Below are 18,602 nucleotides of genomic sequence, written 5' to 3' on the forward strand. Positions count from 1 at the left end.
CTCGGCCTGTCCCTGAAACGCCGTCTGCGCACGGCCGTCCTGTCGATGATGACCGCTGCCATCGGCCTGGCCGCCAATGCCGCCCATGCCCAACTGACGGTGCAGATCTCAGGCGCCGGCGCCAATCAGTATCCGATCGCCATCGCCGACTTCGAATCGTCCGACCCGCAAGGCAAGGCCATCGCCGACGTGATCCGAGCCGACCTGGGCCGCACCGGTCTCTTCAAGCTGATCGACGCCACCGGCGCCAACCTGTCGGACTCGTCCACGATCGGCTTTGCCGCCTGGAAGACCCGCGGCGCCGACGCGCTGTCGGTCGGCAGCGTGCAGCGCGGGGCCGATGGCCGCTATGACATTCGCTACCGCCTGGTCGATACCGTCAAGCAGGCCCAGATCGACGGCGTGGCGTTTGCCGCCGGCAACAACCCGAATGAAATCCGCCGCACCGCGCACCAGATCGCCGATCGTATCTACGAAAAGCTGACGGGCGACCGCGGCGTGTTCTCGACCCGTATCGCGTACGTACTCAAGCAGGGCCCCCTGTTCGAACTGCAAATCGCCGATGCTGACGGCCAGAACGCCCAGACCGCCCTGCGCTCGCGCGAGCCCATCATCTCGCCCGCGTGGTCGCCGGATGGCTCCCGCCTGGCTTATGTGAGCTTCGAATCGCGCAAGCCGGTGGTCTATGTGCACAGCATCCAGACCGGCCAGCGCGTTCCCGTGGCCAACTTCAAGGGCAACAACAGCGCTCCGGCCTGGTCGCCCAATGGCAATCAGCTGGCGGTCGTGCTGACCCGTGACGGCCTGTCGCAGATCTACCTGATGGGCGCCGACGGTTCGGGTCTGCGCCGCCTGACGCAGTCCCCCGGCATCGACACTGAGCCAGTGTTCACACCCGATGGAAGGTCGCTGTTGTTTACCAGCGATCGTGGCGGCGCGCCACAAATCTACCGTTTGAGCATCGACAGCGGTTCCGCCGAGCGCGTGAGCTTCAAAGGCAATTACAATATCTCTCCCCAGTTGTCGCCCGATGGCAAAACCTTGGTGTATGTCACCCGCCGTGCCGGCTATCAGATCGCTTCGCTCGACCTCGCTTCCGGCAACGAGATGCTGCTGACCAGCAGCGGTAAGGACGAGTCACCAAGTTTTGCTCCCAACGGAAAAATGATTCTGTATGCAACGTCCCAAGGCGGTCGTGGCGTGCTTGCCGCCGTATCATCCGATGGCCGCATCACCCAGACCCTCTCCGTTTTGAGCGGCGACGTGCGCGAACCCACCTGGGGGCCCTTCCTCACCAACTGATACCACCCATTTTGGCGAAATGTCGCGCCGCCGCATCGTTGTCACGCCTTGCAACGAGCGGCGGCGCGTAGTCCATGTGACACTGCCAAGTAACGGTCAGGATTAATCCGGCAATTCGTTTTCTACCCACGCTTTCATCTCTGAAAAAACCCAAGGAATCGATCATGTCTACTCGTGCATTAAAGATGTTTATGGTTGCCGGCCTGGCTGCCGTCATCACCGCTTGCTCCAGCCCCGTCAAGCTCGACGAAAGCTCGACTGTCCCGGTCGAAGACCGTACCGCAGGCTCGCAGTCCGGCGCCGACCCACGTGGCGTGGCCCGCGTCGACACCACCCAAGGTGGCCTCGATCCGCTGAACGATCCCAAGGGCGTGCTGGCCCAGCGTTCGGTCTACTTCGAGTTCGACAGCTACGCCGTCAGCGACAAGTTCAAGCCACTGGTCGAAAACCACGCGCGTTTCCTGAACTCCAACCGCAACCGCAAGGTCGTCATCGAAGGCAATACCGATGATCTGGGTGGCAGCGAATACAACCTGGCCCTGGGCCAGCGCCGTTCGGAAGCCGTTCGCCGCATGATGGTATTGTTGGGCGTCCGTGACGACCAGGTCGAAGCCGTGTCGTTCGGCAAGGAAAAGCCGAAGGCTACCGGTAGCGATGAATCGTCGCGCGCCGAAAACCGTCGTGCCGATATCGTTTACCGTTAAGGATCTGCCGCAATGATGTTTCGCGCTTCCCGCAATCAGGTCTTGGCAGCCGTGCTCGGTATGAGCGCTGCGCTGTCGAGTGTCCCGGCCCACGCTGCGCTGTTCTCCGATGACGACGCGCGCCAGGCCATCATCGACCTGCGCAAGGAAGCGCGCGACCGATCAGACCAGCAGGCCCAGCAGCTTCAGGACGCCCTGTCGCGCCTCGAAAACAACCAGCGCGCGCAGTTGCAGCTCGCCGGTCAGATCGAATCGCAGCAACAAGAGATCGCCCGCCTTCGCGGGCAGATCGAAATCCTGACGAAGCAGGTTGCCGACACGCAGCAAGCCCAGAAAGACATCTACCTGGACGTCGATACCCGGTTGAAGCGGCTCGAGCCGCAAGCCGCGTCGATCGACGGCCAGCAGGCGATGGTCGATCCGGGTGAAAAGCGGTCGTACGACGCCGCGATCGACATGTTCCGCAGCGGTGCCTATGCCGATGCGATCCCCGCGCTGTCTGCGTTCGTGCGCCAGTATCCGCAGAGCCCGTACGCCCCTGCCGCCCAGTTCTACATCGGCAGCAGCCAGTACGCGCTCAAGGACTACAAGGCCGCGATCGCGCAGCAGCAGGCGCTGGTCAAGAACTTCCCGACCAACGTGCGGGCTCCCGACGCGCTGCTCGTCATCGCCGGCAGCCAGGTCGAACTGAACGACCGGCGCGGCGCGCGAACCACGCTCGAACGCATCGTCAAGGACTACCCCGGCGTGCCCGCGGCCCAGACCGCCAAGGACAGGCTCGAACTGTTGAAGTAAGAAGGGTCTGCAAGCGGCCGCCTCGGTGGCTGCCTGCAGTAGCGGCGGTTTCGATTTGACAGCTGCCGCGACCTTTGCCATAATCTATGGCTTCGGGTCGTTAGCTCAGCTGGTAGAGCAGCGGACTTTTAATCCGTTTGTCGTGGGTTCGATCCCCGCACGACCCACCAGTATTTCTGATGTGCGTTGCCCCATGAAAGTGGGGCGAAGCAGGCAGGTAAAAAAGCCACCAGCAATGGTGGCTTTTTTGCATCCGGAGAGGATGTTGCATCGTTGGCTTTCGAGCGCTCGTCACTTCCTTTTCGACGCCAGGACAAATGCGGCATAGCCGACGCGACGGCCAGCCGGCCGACGATAGAATGACCTTGAGTCGATCATCACTGCATGATCGAGTCCATCCGCGAGATGCGGACAGCGCTGCGGAATGTGCAGATGACCATTATCGTGACGGCGATCGGAGCCAGGCTGACGATCCTGCTGGGATTGGCAGCCTTCAATGCAACGCTGCTGTCCACAACCGTCCTACCGCCGGTGCCGATCAATCCAGCGCTTCGCCAGCGCGCGGCCGCCCTCTTCCGCCTGAGGTTCCTTCCTGAAAACGGACACGCCTTTTCCACCGAACCACGGGTTGCGTTGCGACACGCCGGAGTCGCCTTCAGTGATCCAGCAATCGACGGCATAGCCGGACGCGCAGCGGTAGACGAGCATGACGTACGAGTCGCCGCCGTAATTTTCGACGGGGTGTTGTTTCATGGCACTTCCGGTTAGGACACGATGACCAAGTTACGGACAGGGCGTGCGGGTCACAAGATCGGGTTCGCAACGTGGGGAAACACGCAACGCGCCGGGGCGAGCAAGGTAACGAGTGGCGTCGCAGGGCGATCGATGACGGTGTCGGCAAAGGCGACAGTGAAGACACCAAGCGTACAGGTCTGTTCAATCGCGCGCGATACGTCATAGACGCGAATCACGGACGGTAGCCGTGACTAATCGTGAACCTTTCGGATACCTCCTTGATGAGCCTGCACGCGGTAACCCGCTACCCACGATGCCGCCTTGCATGAAGGGGTGGCCGCCGCGTGTGCACACGCAGTACAGTGGCGCTCATTACCATAGCCCTGTCCATCAAGGAGACCCCTATGACTGCATCCCCCGAGCTCATCGCCGAACTGGCCCCGACGGGCCGTCTGCGCGCCGCCCTGAACTTCGGCAACATCGTCCTTGCGCAGCGTGACGCGCAGGGCCAGCCGGCGGGCGTGACGGTGGACCTGGCGCGCGAGCTGGCGCGTCGCCTGGGTCTGGAGGTCGATTTCCTGTCGTATGAATCCGCGGGCGTGGTGGCCGACCAGGCGCAGGACGGCGTGTGGGACATCGGCTTCATGGCGCGCGACCCGGCGCGGGCGACCGGCATCTCGTTCACGGCGCCCTATGTCATCATCGAAGGCAGCTATCTGGTGCCCGCCGACTCGCCGCTCAAGACGATCGCCGACGTGGACGCCGCCGGCGTGCGTGTCGCGGTCGGCAAAGGTGCGGCCTACGACCTGTTCCTGAGCCGGACGCTGAAGCAGGCCGAGATCGTGCGCGCGGCCACGTCGGCCGACGCGATTGACCTGTTCGTGGCCGACAAGCTCGAGGCGGTGGCGGGGGTCAAGCAGCCGCTGATCCAATACGCCGCGGCGCATCCTGGCTGGCGCGTGATCGAAGGCCGCTTCACGGCGATCGAACAGGCCATGGCAGTGCCCAAGGGCCGTGCGGAAGCATTTGCGTATGTGCATGCGTTTGTCGAGGAAATGAAGGCGTCGGGCTTCGTTGCCGACGGACTGGCGCGCAGCCAGCAGTTCGACGCCGCCGTCGCGCCGCCTGAAGCAATGGCATGAGGCAAGGCCCGTCACGCTGACGCACTGTCAGCACACTGAGCAGCACACTGAACAAATAGCCGGACCCTTCAACAGGTGTCCGGCTTTTTTACATTGATCGCCAGTGATGACGGCAACGCACCTTTACACCTGCCGTCAGACCTTCAGGCGGCTGTAAACCTTTCTGGCGTTGCCTTCGAAGATCTTGGACTTGGCGTCCTCGCCAATCTTCGATCCATCGATGTACCGCCGCGTATCGTCAAAATAGAAACCGGTCTCGGGATCGATGCTGCGCACCGCGCCCACGGTTTCCGACGCAAACAGAATGTTCTCGGGCGGAATCACGACCAGCAGCAGGTCGATCCCGGGCTGGTGATACACGCAGGTGTCGAAGTACACGTTGAAATCTTGAATGTCAGGAAAATTGTGCGTGCTCAATGCTGTGCACGCTCAATCCACCGTGATGTTCCGCGCCTTGATGAGCCCCGCCCACCGCACCTGTTCTTCGGAAATCAACTTTCGCATGTCCTGGGGTGTATTCAGGGACGGCACCGACCCGATGTCCTGCAGGCTCTTGACGACGTCAGGCTCGCTGAGCACCCGCGTCAAGGCTGCGTGGACGCGTTCCACGGCCGGAGCGGGCATGCCGGCGGGGCCAAGGATGCCGAACCAGCTGACGCCGTCGCCGCCGGGATAGCCCTGTTCGGCGATGGTCGGGATGTCGGGTGCGGCGGGGCTGCGCGTGTCGCCGACCATGCCCAGCGCCTTAACATTGCCCGCCTTGAGCAGCGGCAGCGCAGCGGGCAGGTCCACGAAGACACCCGCGATCTGGCCGCCCATGACGTCAGCCAGGGCCGGCGCCACCCCCTTGTAGGGCACGTGCACGAGATTGGCGCGGGTCGATTCCTTGAGCAGTTCCAGATACAGGTGCGTGATGTTGCCGGTGCCGGCCGATCCGACCGCCACCGGCGTGGCTGATTTCGCGGCGTACGCCACGAAGTCCTTGATGTTGCTGGCGGGCACCTGCTTGTTCACCAGCAGCGCGCTGCCGTTGGCAACGACCCGGGCGATCGGCGTCAGGTCGCGCAGCGGGTCGTAGCTCAGGTCCTTGTACAGGCCCGGGCTGATCGTCAGCATGCCCGAGGTGGCGAAGAGCAGCACGCTGCCGTCCGCCGCGGCTTTCGACACCGCCTGCACGCCGATCACCCCATTGGCACCGGGGCGGCTGTCCACCACGACCACGGTGTCCAGTTGTGGGCCAAGGCGCTCGGCGATTTTGCGGGCGATGACATCGGCGGGGCCGCCTGCTGCGAACGGCACCACGAGGCGGATGGTGCGGCTCGTGGGTTGCGCCGTGGCGGGCGCCGATGCAAGCGCGATCAGGGCGCCGGATACCAGGCTGGCCGCAATGCCGGTGGCGAGACGACTAAGACAAGGGAGCATGGTCTTTCCTGGTGAAGGGCAAGCAAAAGACGGAGCAGGCAAAGGAGCGCGTGGACATCACTGCGTTGCGCGGCGGTGCACGCCTACCCCGGGGCCGTCGGGCACGCTCAGGTAGCCGTCGTGCACCGTAAGTCCTTCAAAGGGGTCGTTGAGCAGTTTCTGGAATTCGGCCAGTTCACATGCATAGGTCAGATTTGGCAAGGTCACGGCCAGGTGCAAGGCATGCGCGGCCAGCAGCTGGCTGCCGACGTTGGCGCCCATGCGGCATCCCAAATGGGCGACCTCGCAGATGCGCGCAGCAGTCTGCACTGCGCGCAGGCCGCCCATCTTTGGTACCTTCAGGCTGACCGCATCGATGGCGCCGGTGGCCGCGAGCCGATACGTCGACTCCGCCGAATAGGCGCTTTCATCCGCTTCGATCGCAATGCTGGACATCTGCGTGACATGGCGCAGGCCTTCCAGATCATCCGTGCGCACGGGCTGCTCGATGATGTCGACGTCGTAGTCGACGGCCCGCTGCGCAAAGGCGATGGCGTCCTTGGCGCGATACGATTGGTTGGGATCCGCAACCAATCGGACCGCATCGCCGACCTGCTTGCGAACCGCTGCCAAACGGGCGATATCGTCGCGCACCTCGCCCCCGACCTTCAGCTTCAGATGGCGGTAGCCCTGGTCGACCAGCCGCTGCGCGCGTTCGGCCATCTCGTGCGGCGCCTTCAGGCCCAGCATGCGGCAGATCGCGATGCGGTCCACCACCTTGCCTCCGAGCAACTCATACAGCGGCACTTCGAGCAGCCGCGCCTTCAGGTCGTGCAGCGCGCAATCGATCGCGGCCTTGGCCGGATGGTTGCCGACCAGCGCCCCACTGACGAAGTGCAGGTTGCCTTCGATTGCCATCACGTCGCGGCCCACGAGGCCTGCGCAGATACGTTGAAGCGCGCCCTCCACGCCCAACGCGGTGGCTGCCAGATGCGGAAAGGCGGCCGCGTAACCGAGACCCCGCGTCCCGTCTTCGGCAATGATCGTCAAGATACAGGCGTCATTGGTCGGATAGGCCTGGCCCGCGAACTTCCAGTTGGGATCTTCGTCGGGCAGGCTGATATGTTCGATTTCATAGGCAAGGATCCGCACGCGAAGTCTCCAGCAGGAAAGGCGGGCACAAAGAAAACACACGGTCAGGGCGACTCTAGCAGCGCCCATTTGCGTGCTGCATTCGGTTTTGGTGCGGCGCGACAACCAAATGGTTATGGCTCCGGCCAAAGCGCTCCACGGCGGTCGTTCTTCGTTAAGATCGAGGCATCAATCGCCCATGCCCCGGCAAGGATCCTCCATGTCCGCCGATCGTTCGATCGAACGTATCCTGACCACCCAGATCAAGCTGCGCCAATTGGTGCTGTTGAAAGCGGTGGCCGACTGCGGCACGGTGTCCCGGGCGGCAGAGGCCCTGCACATGTCGCAACCCGCGGTCTCGAAAACCATTCACGAACTGGAAGCCCTGCTTGAAGAACCGCTGTTCGAGCGCACCTCCAAGGGGGTAACGCCCACGGTGTTTGGCCGCCACGTCATCCGGTATGCCCGGTCAGTGCATGCCGAACTGCGCCGTGCTGCGGATGAACTGACGGCATTGCGGCATGGCGGCGGCGGCAAGCTGACCATTGGCAGCTATATGGTCGCCCTGCCGCAACTGCTGCCCCGCGCGCTGTCCATCTTCTTCGACCGTGACGACACCGCGCGCATCACGGTGGTGGACGGCAACAAGGAAAAATTGCTGGCTGGCCTGGTGGCGGGCGAGATCGACATCGTGGTCGGACGGATGACGGACCTGGGCGACATGGAATGGATCACGCAGGTCCCGCTGTACTTCGAGCCCATCGTGCTGGTGACCGGCAGCCAGAATCCGCTGGCAAAACGTGACCCGCTGGTGGCCGCCGACCTGCTGGACCAGGAGTGGATCATGCCGCACGCGACCAGTGTGGTGCGCACGCCGATCAATCTGTTCCTGATGCGCGAAGGGCTGCCGCGGCCCCGCCGCATCATCGAGACGGTATCCGTGCCGCTGATCCGCAGCCTGCTGGCGCAGCGGCCGGCCGTGGCGGCGCTGCCCTGGCAGGTGGTCCAGGCCGACATCCAGCAGGGCCTCCTGACGCAATTGCCGATCGATATCGGCTATCCGGCGCTGCCGGTCGGCATCAGCACCAATGACACCTTCAAGCTGTCGGACGCGGCCATTTCGATGATTGCCTGTCTGCGCGAGGCGGCCGCCGAGCTGTACCACGCGGCGCCCGGCGCGGCGCGGGTGCAAGCGCCGACGGCGGCGTCGTGACTAGTTGCCTTCCGCCGACGCTGGCGCCGCGTCGGGGTTCCACTGCCCGCGGCGCATCCGGGAAATCGACACGCGTTTGAACAGGCCCGCCTTGCGAAAGGGTTCGTCTGCCGAGAACGCCTTGGCGTCGGCCAGACTCGGCACGTTCAGGATCAGCACGCTGCCGGTGCGCTTGACGCCGTCCTCGGCAAGCAGGGCCCCACCCAGCACCAGGACGGGCTCGAAGCGGTCCAGGTAGGCAAGATGATCGGGCTTGACCCGCTGACGGATTTCGGCGGCGCCGTCGTCCAGGTCTTCCTGGTAGATGATGTAGAGCATGGGCGTTCCTGGTGGGTGCAGGCGCCCATGATAGAAGCGGGTCCAGCCCCCGCCCATTCCACTTGCCGCGCAGGCCAGAACCAGCCGGTTATGGCCCGCACGCAAACCGTCAGCACCGGGTCACGAACCCGGCGCATGCTGTGTCCGTGTCCCGCCCGCTTCATTGTTCAACCATTCGGAGCCTCATCATGACCAACCATCCTGTACCTGCATCGAGCGACGCCGATGAATTGCCCGAAGCGCGCCTGCGCCGCCTGGGCATCGACCTGCCTGAGCCGGCACGGCCACGCGCCGCCCGTATCCAGATGGCGCGCCGCGTCGGCAACCAGCTGTGGGTATCTGGCCAGTTGCCCAGCTGGAACGGCGACCTGCGCTATGTCGGCCGCGTGGGCAGCCGCTGGACGTTGTCAGAAGCGCAGGACGCCGCCCGATTGAGCGCGCTCAACGTGCTGGCACAGGCTCGCGCGCTGCTGCCGAACGGGCTCGACGATGTCGTGTCACTGATCAACCTGCGCGGCTTCGTGGCCGTTGAACCCGACTTTACCGAGGTCGCCGACGCTGTGAATGGCGCGTCGGACTTGATGATGACTGTGTTCGGCAAGGCCGGTGCGCACACTCGCACAGCGGTCGGCGTCGCCAGCATGCCTTACGGCGTGGCGGTGGAAATCGAGGCCTTGTTCGAGGTGCGGGGCTAAGGTGTGCGGCGTGCCAGGCGAGCGGCATCGGGCGCGCCCGGCAAAACGACCGCGCCCTTCGCGGTATCGCGGATCACTGCCAGGCGCGCCGTCAGAATTTCCTGGAACCGGGTCAGCGCCAGGCTGACCGGGCGATCCACGCGCCGTACCAGAAACCTCGAAACGGACAGGCCCTCGACGGGCCCGCCGATGAAGGCGCCGCGCTCGATGCCGCGCACCACGGCAGAGTACGGCGACAGATGGCTGCCGACACCGCGCCGCACCAGGTCCTTGATCAGGTGGAGGGCCTCCGCTTCGACCACCACATTCAGCGTCAATTTCCGACGCGCGGCCTGCTCGTCCAGCATCTGGCGCAGTGTGTTCGCACGACTGGGTTGAATCAAGGCGCGGCGGGCGACGTCGGCCAGCTGGTAGCGCTTCCTGCGTCGCGGCTTGCCATCGGCCGGAAGCGGCTCCATCAGCCAGATCTGTTCGTCGTACAGGTGGGTGGTAGCCAGCAAGGGATTCACGTCTTGCCCGGTGATGAAAGCGAGGTCGAGCCGATCGCCCAGCAAGGCATCGCGCATGGCATGGCTGTAGCCCTCTTGCAGGCTCAGTTCGACATTCGGATGCCGCGACCGGAAGGTGCCGATCACGTCCCCCAGCAGCAGATCTCCCATCGACGGCGGAAAGCCGATGCGCAGCGACCCTGAAACGACCGCGCTGGAAGCGATCACATCGGCACGCGTCTGCTCCAGCAGACGGAAGATGGCCTGGGCACCCATGCGCAGTTGCCGGCCGGCTTCCGTGGGCTCCGCACCGCGGCTGTGGCGATACAGCAGCTGGACGCCCAGTTCGTCTTCCAGCAGACGCACGTGCCGGGTGATGGCCGGCTGCGCAATGTGCAACGCCGCGGCCGCCTTGGTGAAGCTGCGCAGGTCTGCCACCTGCATGAAGTACCGAAGCTGCAAAAGATCCACGTTGACCACTCCAGGATGGTGAGTGCGGGTTGATGACCGCGGGCCGCTCGCCCCGTGATGCCGAAGACGCGCCATCACCGAATGTTATCGCTTCCATCAAAACACGGTATTTCCTGAATGGCGGTCCAGGATTCTACAGTCGCATGGCGGTGGGCAGACCTGCCTTGCCCTCCACCCTTGCTGCTGGCCCTTCCTACGAGATCCCATGGCCCGATTCCTGACCGAAGACGATGTCTCACGTTTGCTCACCATGCCGAGGGCGCTCGACGCCGTGGAGACGGTCATGGCCGAGATGGCGGACGGCGCCGCGCAGAACATTCCGCGGGAACGCCTGCGCACGCCCGGCACCACGCAGCACCTGCTGCAGGGACTCGTGCCCAGCGAACATGCGGTGGGCTACAAGGTCTACACGATCAGCAAGGGCGTCGTGCGTTTCCTGCTGTACGTCTATGACACGACCGACGGGCACCTGGCCGGCATCCTGCAGGCGCAGACCTTGGGAATGATGCGCACCGGCGCGGCGAGCGGCGTCGCGACCCGGCACCTTGCCCGCCCCGATGCGGCCGTACTCGGCGTGTTCGGCAGCGGTCGGCAGGCGGTGGGCCAGATCGAAGCGGTCTGCCATGTGCGCCCCATCCGGGAGGTCAAGGTGCATGCCCGCGACCGCTTGAAATTGACGGCGTTCTGCGAAACGATGTCGCGCCGCGTCGGCATCCGCGTCAGGCCGGCCGAAGACGCCGAAGACGCGGTGCGCGGCAGCGACGTCGTCACCACCATCACGACGTCCGACGTGCCGGTATTCGACGGCGCCTGGCTTTCGCCAGGCACGCACGTCAACGCAGCCGGCGCCAATATGCTCAGCAAGCGCGAGGTCGACGAGGCGACGCTGCGACGATGCAGCGCGGTCGTCGTCGATAGCCGCGCCGTGGCGCAAAAGGAGTGCGGCGACCTGCTGCCGCTGATCGAAAAAGGCCACCTGGGATGGGGTGACATCCACGAACTGGGCGAGGTGATGACCGGCCGGCGGCCTGGGCGGCGCCACGCCGACGACATCACGTGCTTCGAATCACTGGGACTGGCCATCCAGGACATCATCGTGGGCGCACGGTTATTGCCGCTTGCCCACGCACAAAAATTGGGTATCGATTTACCAGTGGGAATCTAGACATTCCCGCGGACACCAGAGGAGACACGCATGCCCTTCATCCGCCTGCCCGGCGCGCCCGCCTTCATTCTCGCGGGTTGCCTTGGCCTTGCCTTGCCCCTGGGCGTCGAAGCCCAGGACTATCCCAGCCGCCCGATCCGGCTGGTCGTTCCGTTCCCTGCGGGTGGCCCGACCGACGCCTATGCGCGGCTGATCGGCCAGAAACTGGGCGAGGCCTGGAAGCAGACCGTTGTCGTCGACAACAAACCGGGCGCTACCGGGCTGATCGGCAGCACGATCGTCAAGGACGCCGCTCCCGACGGATACACCCTGCTGTTCACCTCTAACAGTGCGCAGGTGATCGGCCCGTTGCTGCACAAGCCTGCTTCGTTCGATTCGGTGGCCGACTTCACGCCGGTCACGATGGTGATCCGCTACCCGATGTACTTCCTGGTTTCCAGTGCGCTGCCCGCCAAGACGCTGAAAGACTTCGTCGCGCTCGCCAAGCAGCGCCCCGGCAAGCTCAATTATTCGAGCGTCGGCCTGGGCAGCGGCGGCCATCTGGCCTGCGAACTGATCAACATTGCCGCCGGCATCGACACGGTTCATGTGCCGTACAAGGGCGCCGCCCCCGCGCAGGCCGCCTTGGCCGCAGGCGAGGTCGACTTCATGTGCGACTCGGTAGGGTTTTCACAGCCGATGGTCCAGGCAGGCAGGATGCGCGGCCTGGCCGTCACGGCGGCCCGCCGGTCGCCCGCGGTGCCCGATGTTCCGACCGCTGCGGAACAAGGCGTGCGCGGCCTCGAAGCCTACATCTGGACCGGCATCTTCGGGCCCAAGGGCATGCCCGACGCCATCCGCGACGCCTTGCAAGCCGAAGTGGCCCGCATCCTTGCCTTGCCCGAATTCAAGGCGCGGGCCGATAAGGACGGATCGGACATCATTGCGGGCAGCCCCGCAAGCCTGATGCAGGACATGACTGCCGAGAAAGCCACCTGGTCCCGTGTGATCGCCGAAAAGAACATCAAGGCGCAATGAACCGCAGCCATCCCAAGGACATTTCCATGACCACGACCCACCCTTCCCTTACCCCCTTGCGGAGCGACGTGCGGGACGGCATGCGCATCGACTGGGACACGCCAATTCCCATGGACGATGGCGTCGTCCTGCGCTGCGATGTCTTTCGTCCCGACGACGACGGCGCCTATCCGGTCCTGCTGAGCTACGGCCCCTATGGCAAGGGGCTCGCCTTCCAGGAAGGCTATCGGACCGCGTGGGACATCATGGTCGAACAGCACCCCGACACTGCACGCGGATCGTCGAATGCCTACCAGAACTGGGAAGTGGTCGATCCTGAAAAGTGGGTGCCCGACGGGTATGTCTGCATCCGCATCGATTCACGCGGCGCTGGTCGGTCGCCCGGCGTGTCCGACCAGCACTCGCCACGCGAAACCCAGGACATCGTCGACTGCATCGAATGGGCCGCCGCCCAGCCCTGGTGCAGTGGCAAGGTCGGCATGAACGGGATCTCGTATTACGCGATCAACGCCTGGCGTGCGGCCGCTCAGCAACCGCCGCATCTGGCGGCCATCTGCGCCTGGGAAGGCAACAGCGACCGCTATCGCGAGGCGACGCATCACGGCGGCATTCTGTGTGTGTTCGCCAAGAACTGGCACGAGATGCAGGTCAAGACCGTGCAGCATGGACGCGGTGAACGCGGCGCCAGAAGCACCTTCAACGGCGAATGGGTCTGCGGACCGGAGACCTTGCCCGATGACCAGCTGGCCAGCAACCGGGTGGACATGTGGCAGCAACTGCTGCAACACCCGCTGGATGATGCGTACTACCGCGAGCGATCGCCCGACTTCGACCGGATTACGGTGCCCTTCCTGTCGGCCGGGAACTGGGGCGGCCAGGGGCTGCATCTGCGCGGCAACATTGAAGCCTTCGCGCGATCAGCCTCGACCCGGAAATGGCTTGAAATGCATGGCGGCGCGCACTGGGCCGAGTTCTACACCGACTACGGCGTGACCTTGCAAAAGCGCTTTTTCGGCCACTTCCTGAAGGGCGAGGCTACGGGCTGGGAAGACCAGGCGCAGGTGCAACTGCAGATCCGCCATGTGGATCGCTTCGTCGTGCGCGGTGAACACGAATGGCCCTTGGCGCGCACGCAGTGGACCCGCTTCCATCTGAACCCCGACGATCTGAGCCTGAGCCAGGATGCGGCGCGCTCAAGCTTGAGCACACTCGATTTCGATGCCATGGGCGACGGGCTGACGTTCCGATCGCTGCCCATGACCACCGACACGGAGATCACGGGGCCGTCGGTGCTCCGGCTGAAGGTGTCGTCGTCGACGGCGGACGCCGACCTGTTTGTAGTGCTGCGCGTGTTCGATCGGGAAGACACCGAAGTCGTGTTCCATGGCGCGCTCGACCCGCACACGCCCGTCGGCCAAGGCTGGCTGCGCGCGTCGCACCGCAAGCAGAATGCGGCACTCAGCCTGCCCTACCGCCCCTACTACAGCCACGATGAGCTCTGGCCGCTGACCCCTGGCGAGCCGGTCGCTTTGGACGTCGAGATCTGGCCCACCTGCATCGTGGTGCCGGTCGGCTACCGGATCGCCATCACGATTCGCGGCAAGGACTACGAATGGGACGGTCCCGCGGCCACGCTGTCGAACATGAAGTACCCCATGAAAGGCTGCGGCCCGTTTGTGCACGACGATCCAGACGACCGGCCAATGCACCTGTTCGGGGGGACGACCACGCTGCACTTTGATGACGCGGCGGATAACGCGGTGACACTGCCGGTGATCCCGGCCGCCTGACCCGCCGACGGCATTGCCCTACTCCGGCCGGATATTGCGTTCCTTCACGACCGTCGCCCATTTCGCCATGTCCTTCTGCAGGAAGCTGGCGAAGTCCGGGCGGGAACTGCCGACGACTTCGACCGAGTCCCTGGCCAGGCGTTCTTTGACGTCCGGCCGCGTCACGAAGCGCACGACGTCGCGGTTGATGCGGTCCAGCACCTCGGCCGGCGTGCGGGCGGGCGCAAAGATGCCGTACCAGTTCACGGTTTCGAAGCCGGTCAGGCCGCCCTCAGCCAGCGTCGGCACGTCAGACAAGGCGGCTTCGCGCTTGCGGCCGGTACTGGCAATGGCCATCAGCTTGCCGGACCGGACATAGGGCAAGGAGGTGCTGGGGTTGTCGAAGAAGTAGCTGACCTGTCCGCCCAGCAGGTCGGGCATGGCCTGGCCGGTGCCTTTGTAGGGCACGTGGGTGACCTGGATGCCGGCAGAGGCGGCGAAAAGTTCGCTCGACATGTAGCTCATGCCGGTGTTGCCGACTGACGCGATGGTCAGCGCGCCCGGTTTGTCCTTGGCCAGGGCCACCATATCGCGCACGGTCTTGGCGGGCGCTCCAGGATGGGCGACCAGCAGCATGGCGTTTTCAGCCACGCGCACCACGGGCACCAGATCTTTGGCCGGATCGTAGGGCAGCTTCGGGTACATGGCCGCGATGATGGCGTAGGGCGACGTCGTGAAGAGCAATGTCAAACCGTCTGGCGCGGCCTTGGCGACGGCATCGGTGCCGATTTGTGTATTTGCCCCGGGCCGGTTTTCCACAATCACCGATTTGCCCGAGGACTTGGCAAGGTCTTCGGCCAGCAGGCGTGCCACGGCATCGGTGGTGCCACCGGGTGGAAAGGGCACGATGATGCGCACCATGCCGGTGGGCCAGTCCGCCGCCGTCGCGGCAAACACGGCGGCGGGCCAGGCGGCCAGGGTGCAGAGCGTGGCCAGGGCAGTGGCCCCTGTCAGTGTGGCAAGGCCAGGGATCTTCAGGGTCAGCATGGGTGTCTCCTCCGTTTTTCCTGCGGCGCGCCCGATCTGTGCGGGCGTCGTCATCAATGTCGTGCGCGTGACCCGGCAGGCCGGGCACACGGTTCAACGCGCGAATCTGGGGAACAGCGGCAGTGCATTGTCGCGAGCAATGGCTCGTTGACGGTCCGCGTCGAAGTGGGCAGGCTGCGTCAGCGCATCAACCGTCAGGGTCGTGACCGATTCCGGCGCATAAGGCCAGTCGCTGCCAAACACGATACGGTCGGGGCGCGCCACGGCATCCAGCGATCCAAAAGTCGACGGGCCGGCCGAGATCGCCGTGTCGTACCAGAACCGCCCAAGCCGCTCCATGATGTCGTCGGGCGACAACTGCGGCAGCCGGGGGTCGATCACCGGCGATACCGACATGCGCCAGGATATATAGGGCAGCGCCCCGCCCGCGTGGGCAAGAATGAAGCGGATATCGGGATACCGGTCCAGGGTGCCACTGAACACCAGGTTGGCGGCGGCACGCGTGGTGTCGAACAGGAACTCCATCATGAACGCCGGGTACGGCAACTGGATGGTCCGGCTCGATGGATGGAAATTGGGGTGAATGAAGACGACCGCGCGCCGACGTGAGAGCTCGGCCATCAGCGGTTCGAAATGCGGATCGCCCAGGAAGCGTTCGCCGTAGCTCGCCAGGAGGCACACGCCGTCGAGCGCGAGGGTATCCAGCGCATAAGCGACCTCCTTGCACGCAGCATCGACATCCGGCAGCGACACCGTGGCGAACGCGCCGAAGCGGGTCGGCCGGTCGCTTATCAGGCCCGCCACATAGTCATTGCACCGCCGGGCCAGCGCAGCTGCGGCCGCGTCATCGCCAAAGTGCACCCCGGGCTGCGAGACCGACAGGATCGCGGCGGCGATGCCGTGCCGGTCCATCAACTGGATCGACGCGTCGGGAGTCCAGGCAGGGAATCCGGAACTGATGGTGGGGCCTCGGCCGGCAGCGATCACGGCATCCTGGAAAAAGTCCGGGATGGTGTGGAAATGCACGTCGATGCGATGGGGATCGGGGGTGGATGGCTGGCGTTGCGGGTCGCTCATGGCGGCTCTCCTGAACGGCCTCGCGGCCGGGTCGTCTCTGGCCGCAGTATGGTCGCGGCGCCCTACCGCAAGCAACGGGTGCTGGGGCTATACCCGGTATAGGCGGCAGGCTATATGTGCTAGTTTCGAGCATGCTCAATCTTTCTGTCCGCAGCCTGGAAGTGTTCGTTGCCGTGGCCGAATCCGGCAGCTTTGTCGCGGCCGCGGATCGCCTGGGCATTACGCAGCCATCGGTCAGCGACCACATCCGATCGCTGGAGGCACGCAGCCGCACGCAACTGGTAGAGCGCCGCCGTGGCCGCGCCGGGCTACTGACCGAGGCAGGCCTTGCGCTGCTGGCCCATGCCCGCGCCTTGCTCAGCCATGCCAGCGATCTGTCGGACGACCTGTCGCGCCGCAGCCAGTCTGCAAGCCAGCAGGTCGTGCTGGCCTGCCAGCCCGCCGTGGCCAGCCTGCTGCTGCCGCCCTGTCTGGCAGGCTTTGCGCGGGATCATCCGGCGGCGGACCTGGCGACGCTTGCGGTCGATACCGACGCGGTCGTACAGCACCTGCTGAAAGGCACGGCGGACGTCGGTTGCCTGCTTGCGCCAGAAGCCCTGCCTTCCTTGCCGTCCAACGTGATCGGTCACGAGACCTTCGTGATCGTGGCTGCGCCCACCCATCCGCTCGCGGGCCGCGCCGCCGTGCCGCCTTGCGAAGTCGCGCGCCATCAATTCGTGCGCGCCACGCACCGCCTGGGCTTCGGTCCGCAAATGAACGCGATGCTCGCGTCGGCAGGCATTGCCGATGCCCCAGTCGTGGCCCGCGCCACCGAGTCGGCCGTGGTCCGGGCCATGGCCATGGCAGGCGTGGGCATGTTGTGCACGCTGTCGCGCGCAGTCGAACGCGAGGTCGCGTCGGGCCTGCTGACCGTGATCCGCATGACGGGCGAGCCGATGCAGATGGAATTGCGCCTGGCCCACACCCCCAGCCGCCGTCCCGGCGACATGGCGCTGCGGTTGATGCGGCATGTCTCGGCGCACTTTGCGACGCCGTCCCTCGAACAGGCGCCATCGCCCGCTCACGAATTTCGTTGATAAACACAACTTGTTGCGCTACCGTACTCGCCTGGACGACGAGGCACATCGATGCGTCGCGCAATGGAGGATGACATGTTCGTGTTTGCTACGCGCCCGCTGGCGTGCGCGCTGTTGGTCACGGCCGCCCTGGCCGCGCCGTCGGGTGTCAACGCCCAGACCTATCCCATGAAGCCGGTGCAGGTGATCGTGCCTTATCCGCCAGGTGGGCTGACAGACGGCATCGTGCGACAGGTGGCGCAGGGGCTGACCGAGAAGTGGAAAACAACCGTCTTCATCGAAAACAAGGGCGGCGGGGGCACCACTATCGGCACATCGTACGTCGCCCGCGCGGCGGCCGATGGCCACACGCTGCTGTTCACCAGCACGGGGTATGTGACCAACCAGGTGCTGATGAAGTCGCTGCCCTATTCGGCCGATGCCTTTACGCCGATCGCCATGGGCGCGACTGCGCCCAACGTGTTGTACGTGCATCCGTCCGTGCCCGTGACCAGCCTGGCTGAGCTGTTGACCTATGCCAAGGCCAATCCGGGGGCACTGAAATTTGCGTCCACCGGGCATGGATCGAGCCCGCATCTGACGGCGGAGCTGTTTGCATCGAAGGCGAGGATATCGATGGTCCATGTGCCGTACAAGGGCGCGGGTCCGGCGCTGGCGGATCTGCTGGCCGGGCATGTCAATGCCATGTTCCACTTCCCGGCGTCGCTGGCGCTGGCCAAGGAAGGCAAGCTGAAGGCGATAGCCGTCGCCAGCACGAACCGGCTCAAGGAGGCGCCCGGGCTGCCGACGTTCATCGATGCGGGCGTGCCGGATGTGGTGTCGAGTTCGTGGTTCGGCTTCTTTGCGCCGGCGGCGACGCCTCAGCCGGTGAAGGACAAGCTGCACAAGGACATCATGGATGTGCTGGCCTCGCCGCGGGTGCGTGCCTTCATGGATGAGTCGGGTCTGACCGACACGCCGATGACCCAGCCGGAGTTCGCCACCTTCATTTCCAACGAACAGGACAAGTGGGCCACCGTCATACGCGAGCGGAAGATTCCGATCGAGTGATCCGCG

General features: G+C 64.8%; 19 protein-coding genes, 1 tRNA gene and 1 pseudogene. 13 read left to right on the top strand and 8 right to left on the bottom strand.

From position 1 onward, the window contains the following. Nucleotides 1–45: 45 nt before the first annotated feature. Complete coding sequence (gene tolB, locus IE116_RS10005) at nucleotides 46–1,302, top strand: Tol-Pal system beta propeller repeat protein TolB (RefSeq protein WP_189614552.1); 1,257 nt, start codon at nucleotides 46–48, stop codon at nucleotides 1,300–1,302. Here tolB and IE116_RS10010 read toward each other — a convergent pair. Then, on the bottom strand, nucleotides 1,292–1,468 hold the full coding sequence (locus IE116_RS10010; RefSeq protein WP_189612031.1) for a hypothetical protein: 177 nt from the start codon (nucleotides 1,466–1,468) through the stop codon (nucleotides 1,292–1,294). The genes tolB and IE116_RS10010 overlap by 11 nt on opposite strands. On the opposite strand from IE116_RS10010, the gene pal reads away from it, so the two are divergent. The 5 genes from pal (at nucleotide 1,467) to IE116_RS10035 (ending at nucleotide 4,678) form a co-directional block, all read left to right on the top strand. After that, nucleotides 1,467–2,006, top strand: coding sequence for a peptidoglycan-associated lipoprotein Pal (pal, locus tag IE116_RS10015; RefSeq protein ID WP_189612033.1), 540 nt, complete (start codon nucleotides 1,467–1,469; stop codon nucleotides 2,004–2,006). The two genes, IE116_RS10010 and pal, sit on opposite strands and share 2 nt — an antisense overlap. 12 nt (nucleotides 2,007–2,018) lie before the next feature. Beyond that, nucleotides 2,019–2,801, top strand: coding sequence for a tol-pal system protein YbgF (gene ybgF, locus IE116_RS10020; protein WP_229828083.1), 783 nt, complete (start codon nucleotides 2,019–2,021; stop codon nucleotides 2,799–2,801). Nucleotides 2,802–2,895: 94 nt separating this feature from the next. Then, nucleotides 2,896–2,971: transfer RNA gene (locus IE116_RS10025), tRNA-Lys, on the top strand. A gap of 214 nt (nucleotides 2,972–3,185) precedes the next feature. After that, nucleotides 3,186–3,569, top strand: a complete 384-nt coding sequence (locus tag IE116_RS10030) for a hypothetical protein (RefSeq protein ID WP_189612036.1) — start codon at nucleotides 3,186–3,188, stop codon at nucleotides 3,567–3,569. A gap of 371 nt (nucleotides 3,570–3,940) precedes the next feature. Continuing rightward, nucleotides 3,941–4,678: an ABC transporter substrate-binding protein gene (locus IE116_RS10035; protein WP_189612038.1), complete on the top strand. Its 738-nt coding sequence runs from the start codon at nucleotides 3,941–3,943 to the stop codon at nucleotides 4,676–4,678. Between the two features lie 135 nt (nucleotides 4,679–4,813). Here the strand turns inward: IE116_RS10035 and IE116_RS10040 are convergent. The 3 genes and pseudogenes from IE116_RS10040 to IE116_RS10050 form a co-directional block, all read right to left on the bottom strand. Then, nucleotides 4,814–5,059: pseudogene (locus IE116_RS10040) on the bottom strand (amidohydrolase family protein); the annotation flags it as partial. A gap of 48 nt (nucleotides 5,060–5,107) precedes the next feature. Beyond that, nucleotides 5,108–6,100 (bottom strand): Bug family tripartite tricarboxylate transporter substrate binding protein, encoded by a 993-nt coding sequence (locus IE116_RS10045; RefSeq protein ID WP_189612060.1) that lies wholly within the window; start codon nucleotides 6,098–6,100, stop codon nucleotides 5,108–5,110. 57 nt (nucleotides 6,101–6,157) lie between these two features. After that, nucleotides 6,158–7,231: a mandelate racemase/muconate lactonizing enzyme family protein gene (locus IE116_RS10050; RefSeq protein ID WP_189612062.1), complete on the bottom strand. Its 1,074-nt coding sequence runs from the start codon at nucleotides 7,229–7,231 to the stop codon at nucleotides 6,158–6,160. A 199-nt stretch (nucleotides 7,232–7,430) separates the two neighbouring features. Between IE116_RS10050 and IE116_RS10055 the strand changes: the two genes are divergently transcribed. After that, entirely contained in the window at nucleotides 7,431–8,423 is a 993-nt protein-coding gene (locus tag IE116_RS10055) for a LysR substrate-binding domain-containing protein (protein ID WP_189612064.1), read from the top strand. Here the strand turns inward: IE116_RS10055 and IE116_RS10060 are convergent, their stop codons facing one another. Then, nucleotides 8,424–8,741, bottom strand: a complete 318-nt coding sequence (locus IE116_RS10060) for a YciI family protein (protein ID WP_189612066.1) — start codon at nucleotides 8,739–8,741, stop codon at nucleotides 8,424–8,426. Between the two features lie 188 nt (nucleotides 8,742–8,929). On the opposite strand from IE116_RS10060, the gene IE116_RS10065 reads away from it, so the two are divergent. Continuing rightward, complete coding sequence (locus IE116_RS10065) at nucleotides 8,930–9,436, top strand: RidA family protein (protein ID WP_189612068.1); 507 nt, start codon at nucleotides 8,930–8,932, stop codon at nucleotides 9,434–9,436. On the opposite strand, the gene IE116_RS10070 is transcribed toward IE116_RS10065, so the two are convergent. After that, the gene (locus IE116_RS10070) at nucleotides 9,433–10,395 is read right to left on the bottom strand and encodes a LysR family transcriptional regulator (protein ID WP_189612070.1); all 963 of its coding nucleotides are present in this window, start codon (nucleotides 10,393–10,395) and stop codon (nucleotides 9,433–9,435) included. The two genes, IE116_RS10065 and IE116_RS10070, sit on opposite strands and share 4 nt — an antisense overlap. A 205-nt stretch (nucleotides 10,396–10,600) precedes the next feature. Here IE116_RS10070 and IE116_RS10075 point away from each other — a divergent pair, with 205 nt between their 5' ends. From IE116_RS10075 to IE116_RS10085, 3 genes are read left to right on the top strand one after another with little or no spacing between them, the layout of a single operon-like run. After that, entirely contained in the window at nucleotides 10,601–11,560 is a 960-nt protein-coding gene (locus IE116_RS10075) for an ornithine cyclodeaminase family protein (RefSeq protein WP_189612072.1), read from the top strand. Nucleotides 11,561–11,590: 30 nt separating this feature from the next. After that, nucleotides 11,591–12,577 (top strand): Bug family tripartite tricarboxylate transporter substrate binding protein, encoded by a 987-nt coding sequence (locus IE116_RS10080; protein ID WP_189612074.1) that lies wholly within the window; start codon nucleotides 11,591–11,593, stop codon nucleotides 12,575–12,577. 26 nt (nucleotides 12,578–12,603) lie between these two features. Next, nucleotides 12,604–14,367: a CocE/NonD family hydrolase gene (locus tag IE116_RS10085; protein WP_229828084.1), complete on the top strand. Its 1,764-nt coding sequence runs from the start codon at nucleotides 12,604–12,606 to the stop codon at nucleotides 14,365–14,367. 18 nt (nucleotides 14,368–14,385) lie between these two features. On the opposite strand, the gene IE116_RS10090 is transcribed toward IE116_RS10085, so the two are convergent. Together IE116_RS10090 and IE116_RS10095 are read right to left on the bottom strand one after the other, a co-directional pair. Beyond that, nucleotides 14,386–15,393, bottom strand: coding sequence for a tripartite tricarboxylate transporter substrate binding protein (locus tag IE116_RS10090; protein WP_189612076.1), 1,008 nt, complete (start codon nucleotides 15,391–15,393; stop codon nucleotides 14,386–14,388). A 93-nt stretch (nucleotides 15,394–15,486) separates the two neighbouring features. Then, a complete protein-coding gene (locus IE116_RS10095; RefSeq protein WP_189612079.1) occupies nucleotides 15,487–16,470 on the bottom strand; it encodes an amidohydrolase family protein in 984 nt (327 codons plus the stop codon). A gap of 131 nt (nucleotides 16,471–16,601) precedes the next feature. On the opposite strand from IE116_RS10095, the gene IE116_RS10100 reads away from it, so the two are divergent. Together IE116_RS10100 and IE116_RS10105 are read left to right on the top strand one after the other, a co-directional pair. Further along, entirely contained in the window at nucleotides 16,602–17,546 is a 945-nt protein-coding gene (locus tag IE116_RS10100) for a LysR family transcriptional regulator (RefSeq protein WP_189612081.1), read from the top strand. Between the two features lie 75 nt (nucleotides 17,547–17,621). Next, nucleotides 17,622–18,596, top strand: coding sequence for a Bug family tripartite tricarboxylate transporter substrate binding protein (locus IE116_RS10105; protein WP_189612084.1), 975 nt, complete (start codon nucleotides 17,622–17,624; stop codon nucleotides 18,594–18,596). The last annotated feature ends 6 nt before the right edge of the window (nucleotides 18,597–18,602 follow it).

The organism is Pigmentiphaga litoralis (assembly GCF_014651835.1).
Taxonomy (GTDB): domain Bacteria; phylum Pseudomonadota; class Gammaproteobacteria; order Burkholderiales; family Burkholderiaceae_B; genus Pigmentiphaga; species Pigmentiphaga litoralis.

Coding starts and splice junctions, on each gene's coding strand:
- ybgF (WP_229828083.1), top strand. CDS start 2,019: ATGATGTTTCGCGCTTCCCGCAATCAGGTCTTGGCAGCCGTGCTCGGT.
- IE116_RS10065 (WP_189612068.1), top strand. CDS start 8,930: ATGACCAACCATCCTGTACCTGCATCGAGCGACGCCGATGAATTGCCC.
- pal (WP_189612033.1), top strand. CDS start 1,467: ATGTCTACTCGTGCATTAAAGATGTTTATGGTTGCCGGCCTGGCTGCC.
- IE116_RS10080 (WP_189612074.1), top strand. CDS start 11,591: ATGCCCTTCATCCGCCTGCCCGGCGCGCCCGCCTTCATTCTCGCGGGT.
- IE116_RS10095 (WP_189612079.1), bottom strand. CDS start 16,470: ATGAGCGACCCGCAACGCCAGCCATCCACCCCCGATCCCCATCGCATC.
- IE116_RS10075 (WP_189612072.1), top strand. CDS start 10,601: ATGGCCCGATTCCTGACCGAAGACGATGTCTCACGTTTGCTCACCATG.
- IE116_RS10010 (WP_189612031.1), bottom strand. CDS start 1,468: ATGATCGATTCCTTGGGTTTTTTCAGAGATGAAAGCGTGGGTAGAAAA.
- tolB (WP_189614552.1), top strand. CDS start 46: ATGATGACCGCTGCCATCGGCCTGGCCGCCAATGCCGCCCATGCCCAA.
- IE116_RS10105 (WP_189612084.1), top strand. CDS start 17,622: ATGTTCGTGTTTGCTACGCGCCCGCTGGCGTGCGCGCTGTTGGTCACG.
- IE116_RS10035 (WP_189612038.1), top strand. CDS start 3,941: ATGACTGCATCCCCCGAGCTCATCGCCGAACTGGCCCCGACGGGCCGT.
- IE116_RS10030 (WP_189612036.1), top strand. CDS start 3,186: ATGATCGAGTCCATCCGCGAGATGCGGACAGCGCTGCGGAATGTGCAG.
- IE116_RS10100 (WP_189612081.1), top strand. CDS start 16,602: ATGCTCAATCTTTCTGTCCGCAGCCTGGAAGTGTTCGTTGCCGTGGCC.
- IE116_RS10045 (WP_189612060.1), bottom strand. CDS start 6,100: ATGCTCCCTTGTCTTAGTCGTCTCGCCACCGGCATTGCGGCCAGCCTG.
- IE116_RS10055 (WP_189612064.1), top strand. CDS start 7,431: ATGTCCGCCGATCGTTCGATCGAACGTATCCTGACCACCCAGATCAAG.
- IE116_RS10090 (WP_189612076.1), bottom strand. CDS start 15,393: ATGCTGACCCTGAAGATCCCTGGCCTTGCCACACTGACAGGGGCCACT.
- IE116_RS10060 (WP_189612066.1), bottom strand. CDS start 8,741: ATGCTCTACATCATCTACCAGGAAGACCTGGACGACGGCGCCGCCGAA.
- IE116_RS10085 (WP_229828084.1), top strand. CDS start 12,604: ATGACCACGACCCACCCTTCCCTTACCCCCTTGCGGAGCGACGTGCGG.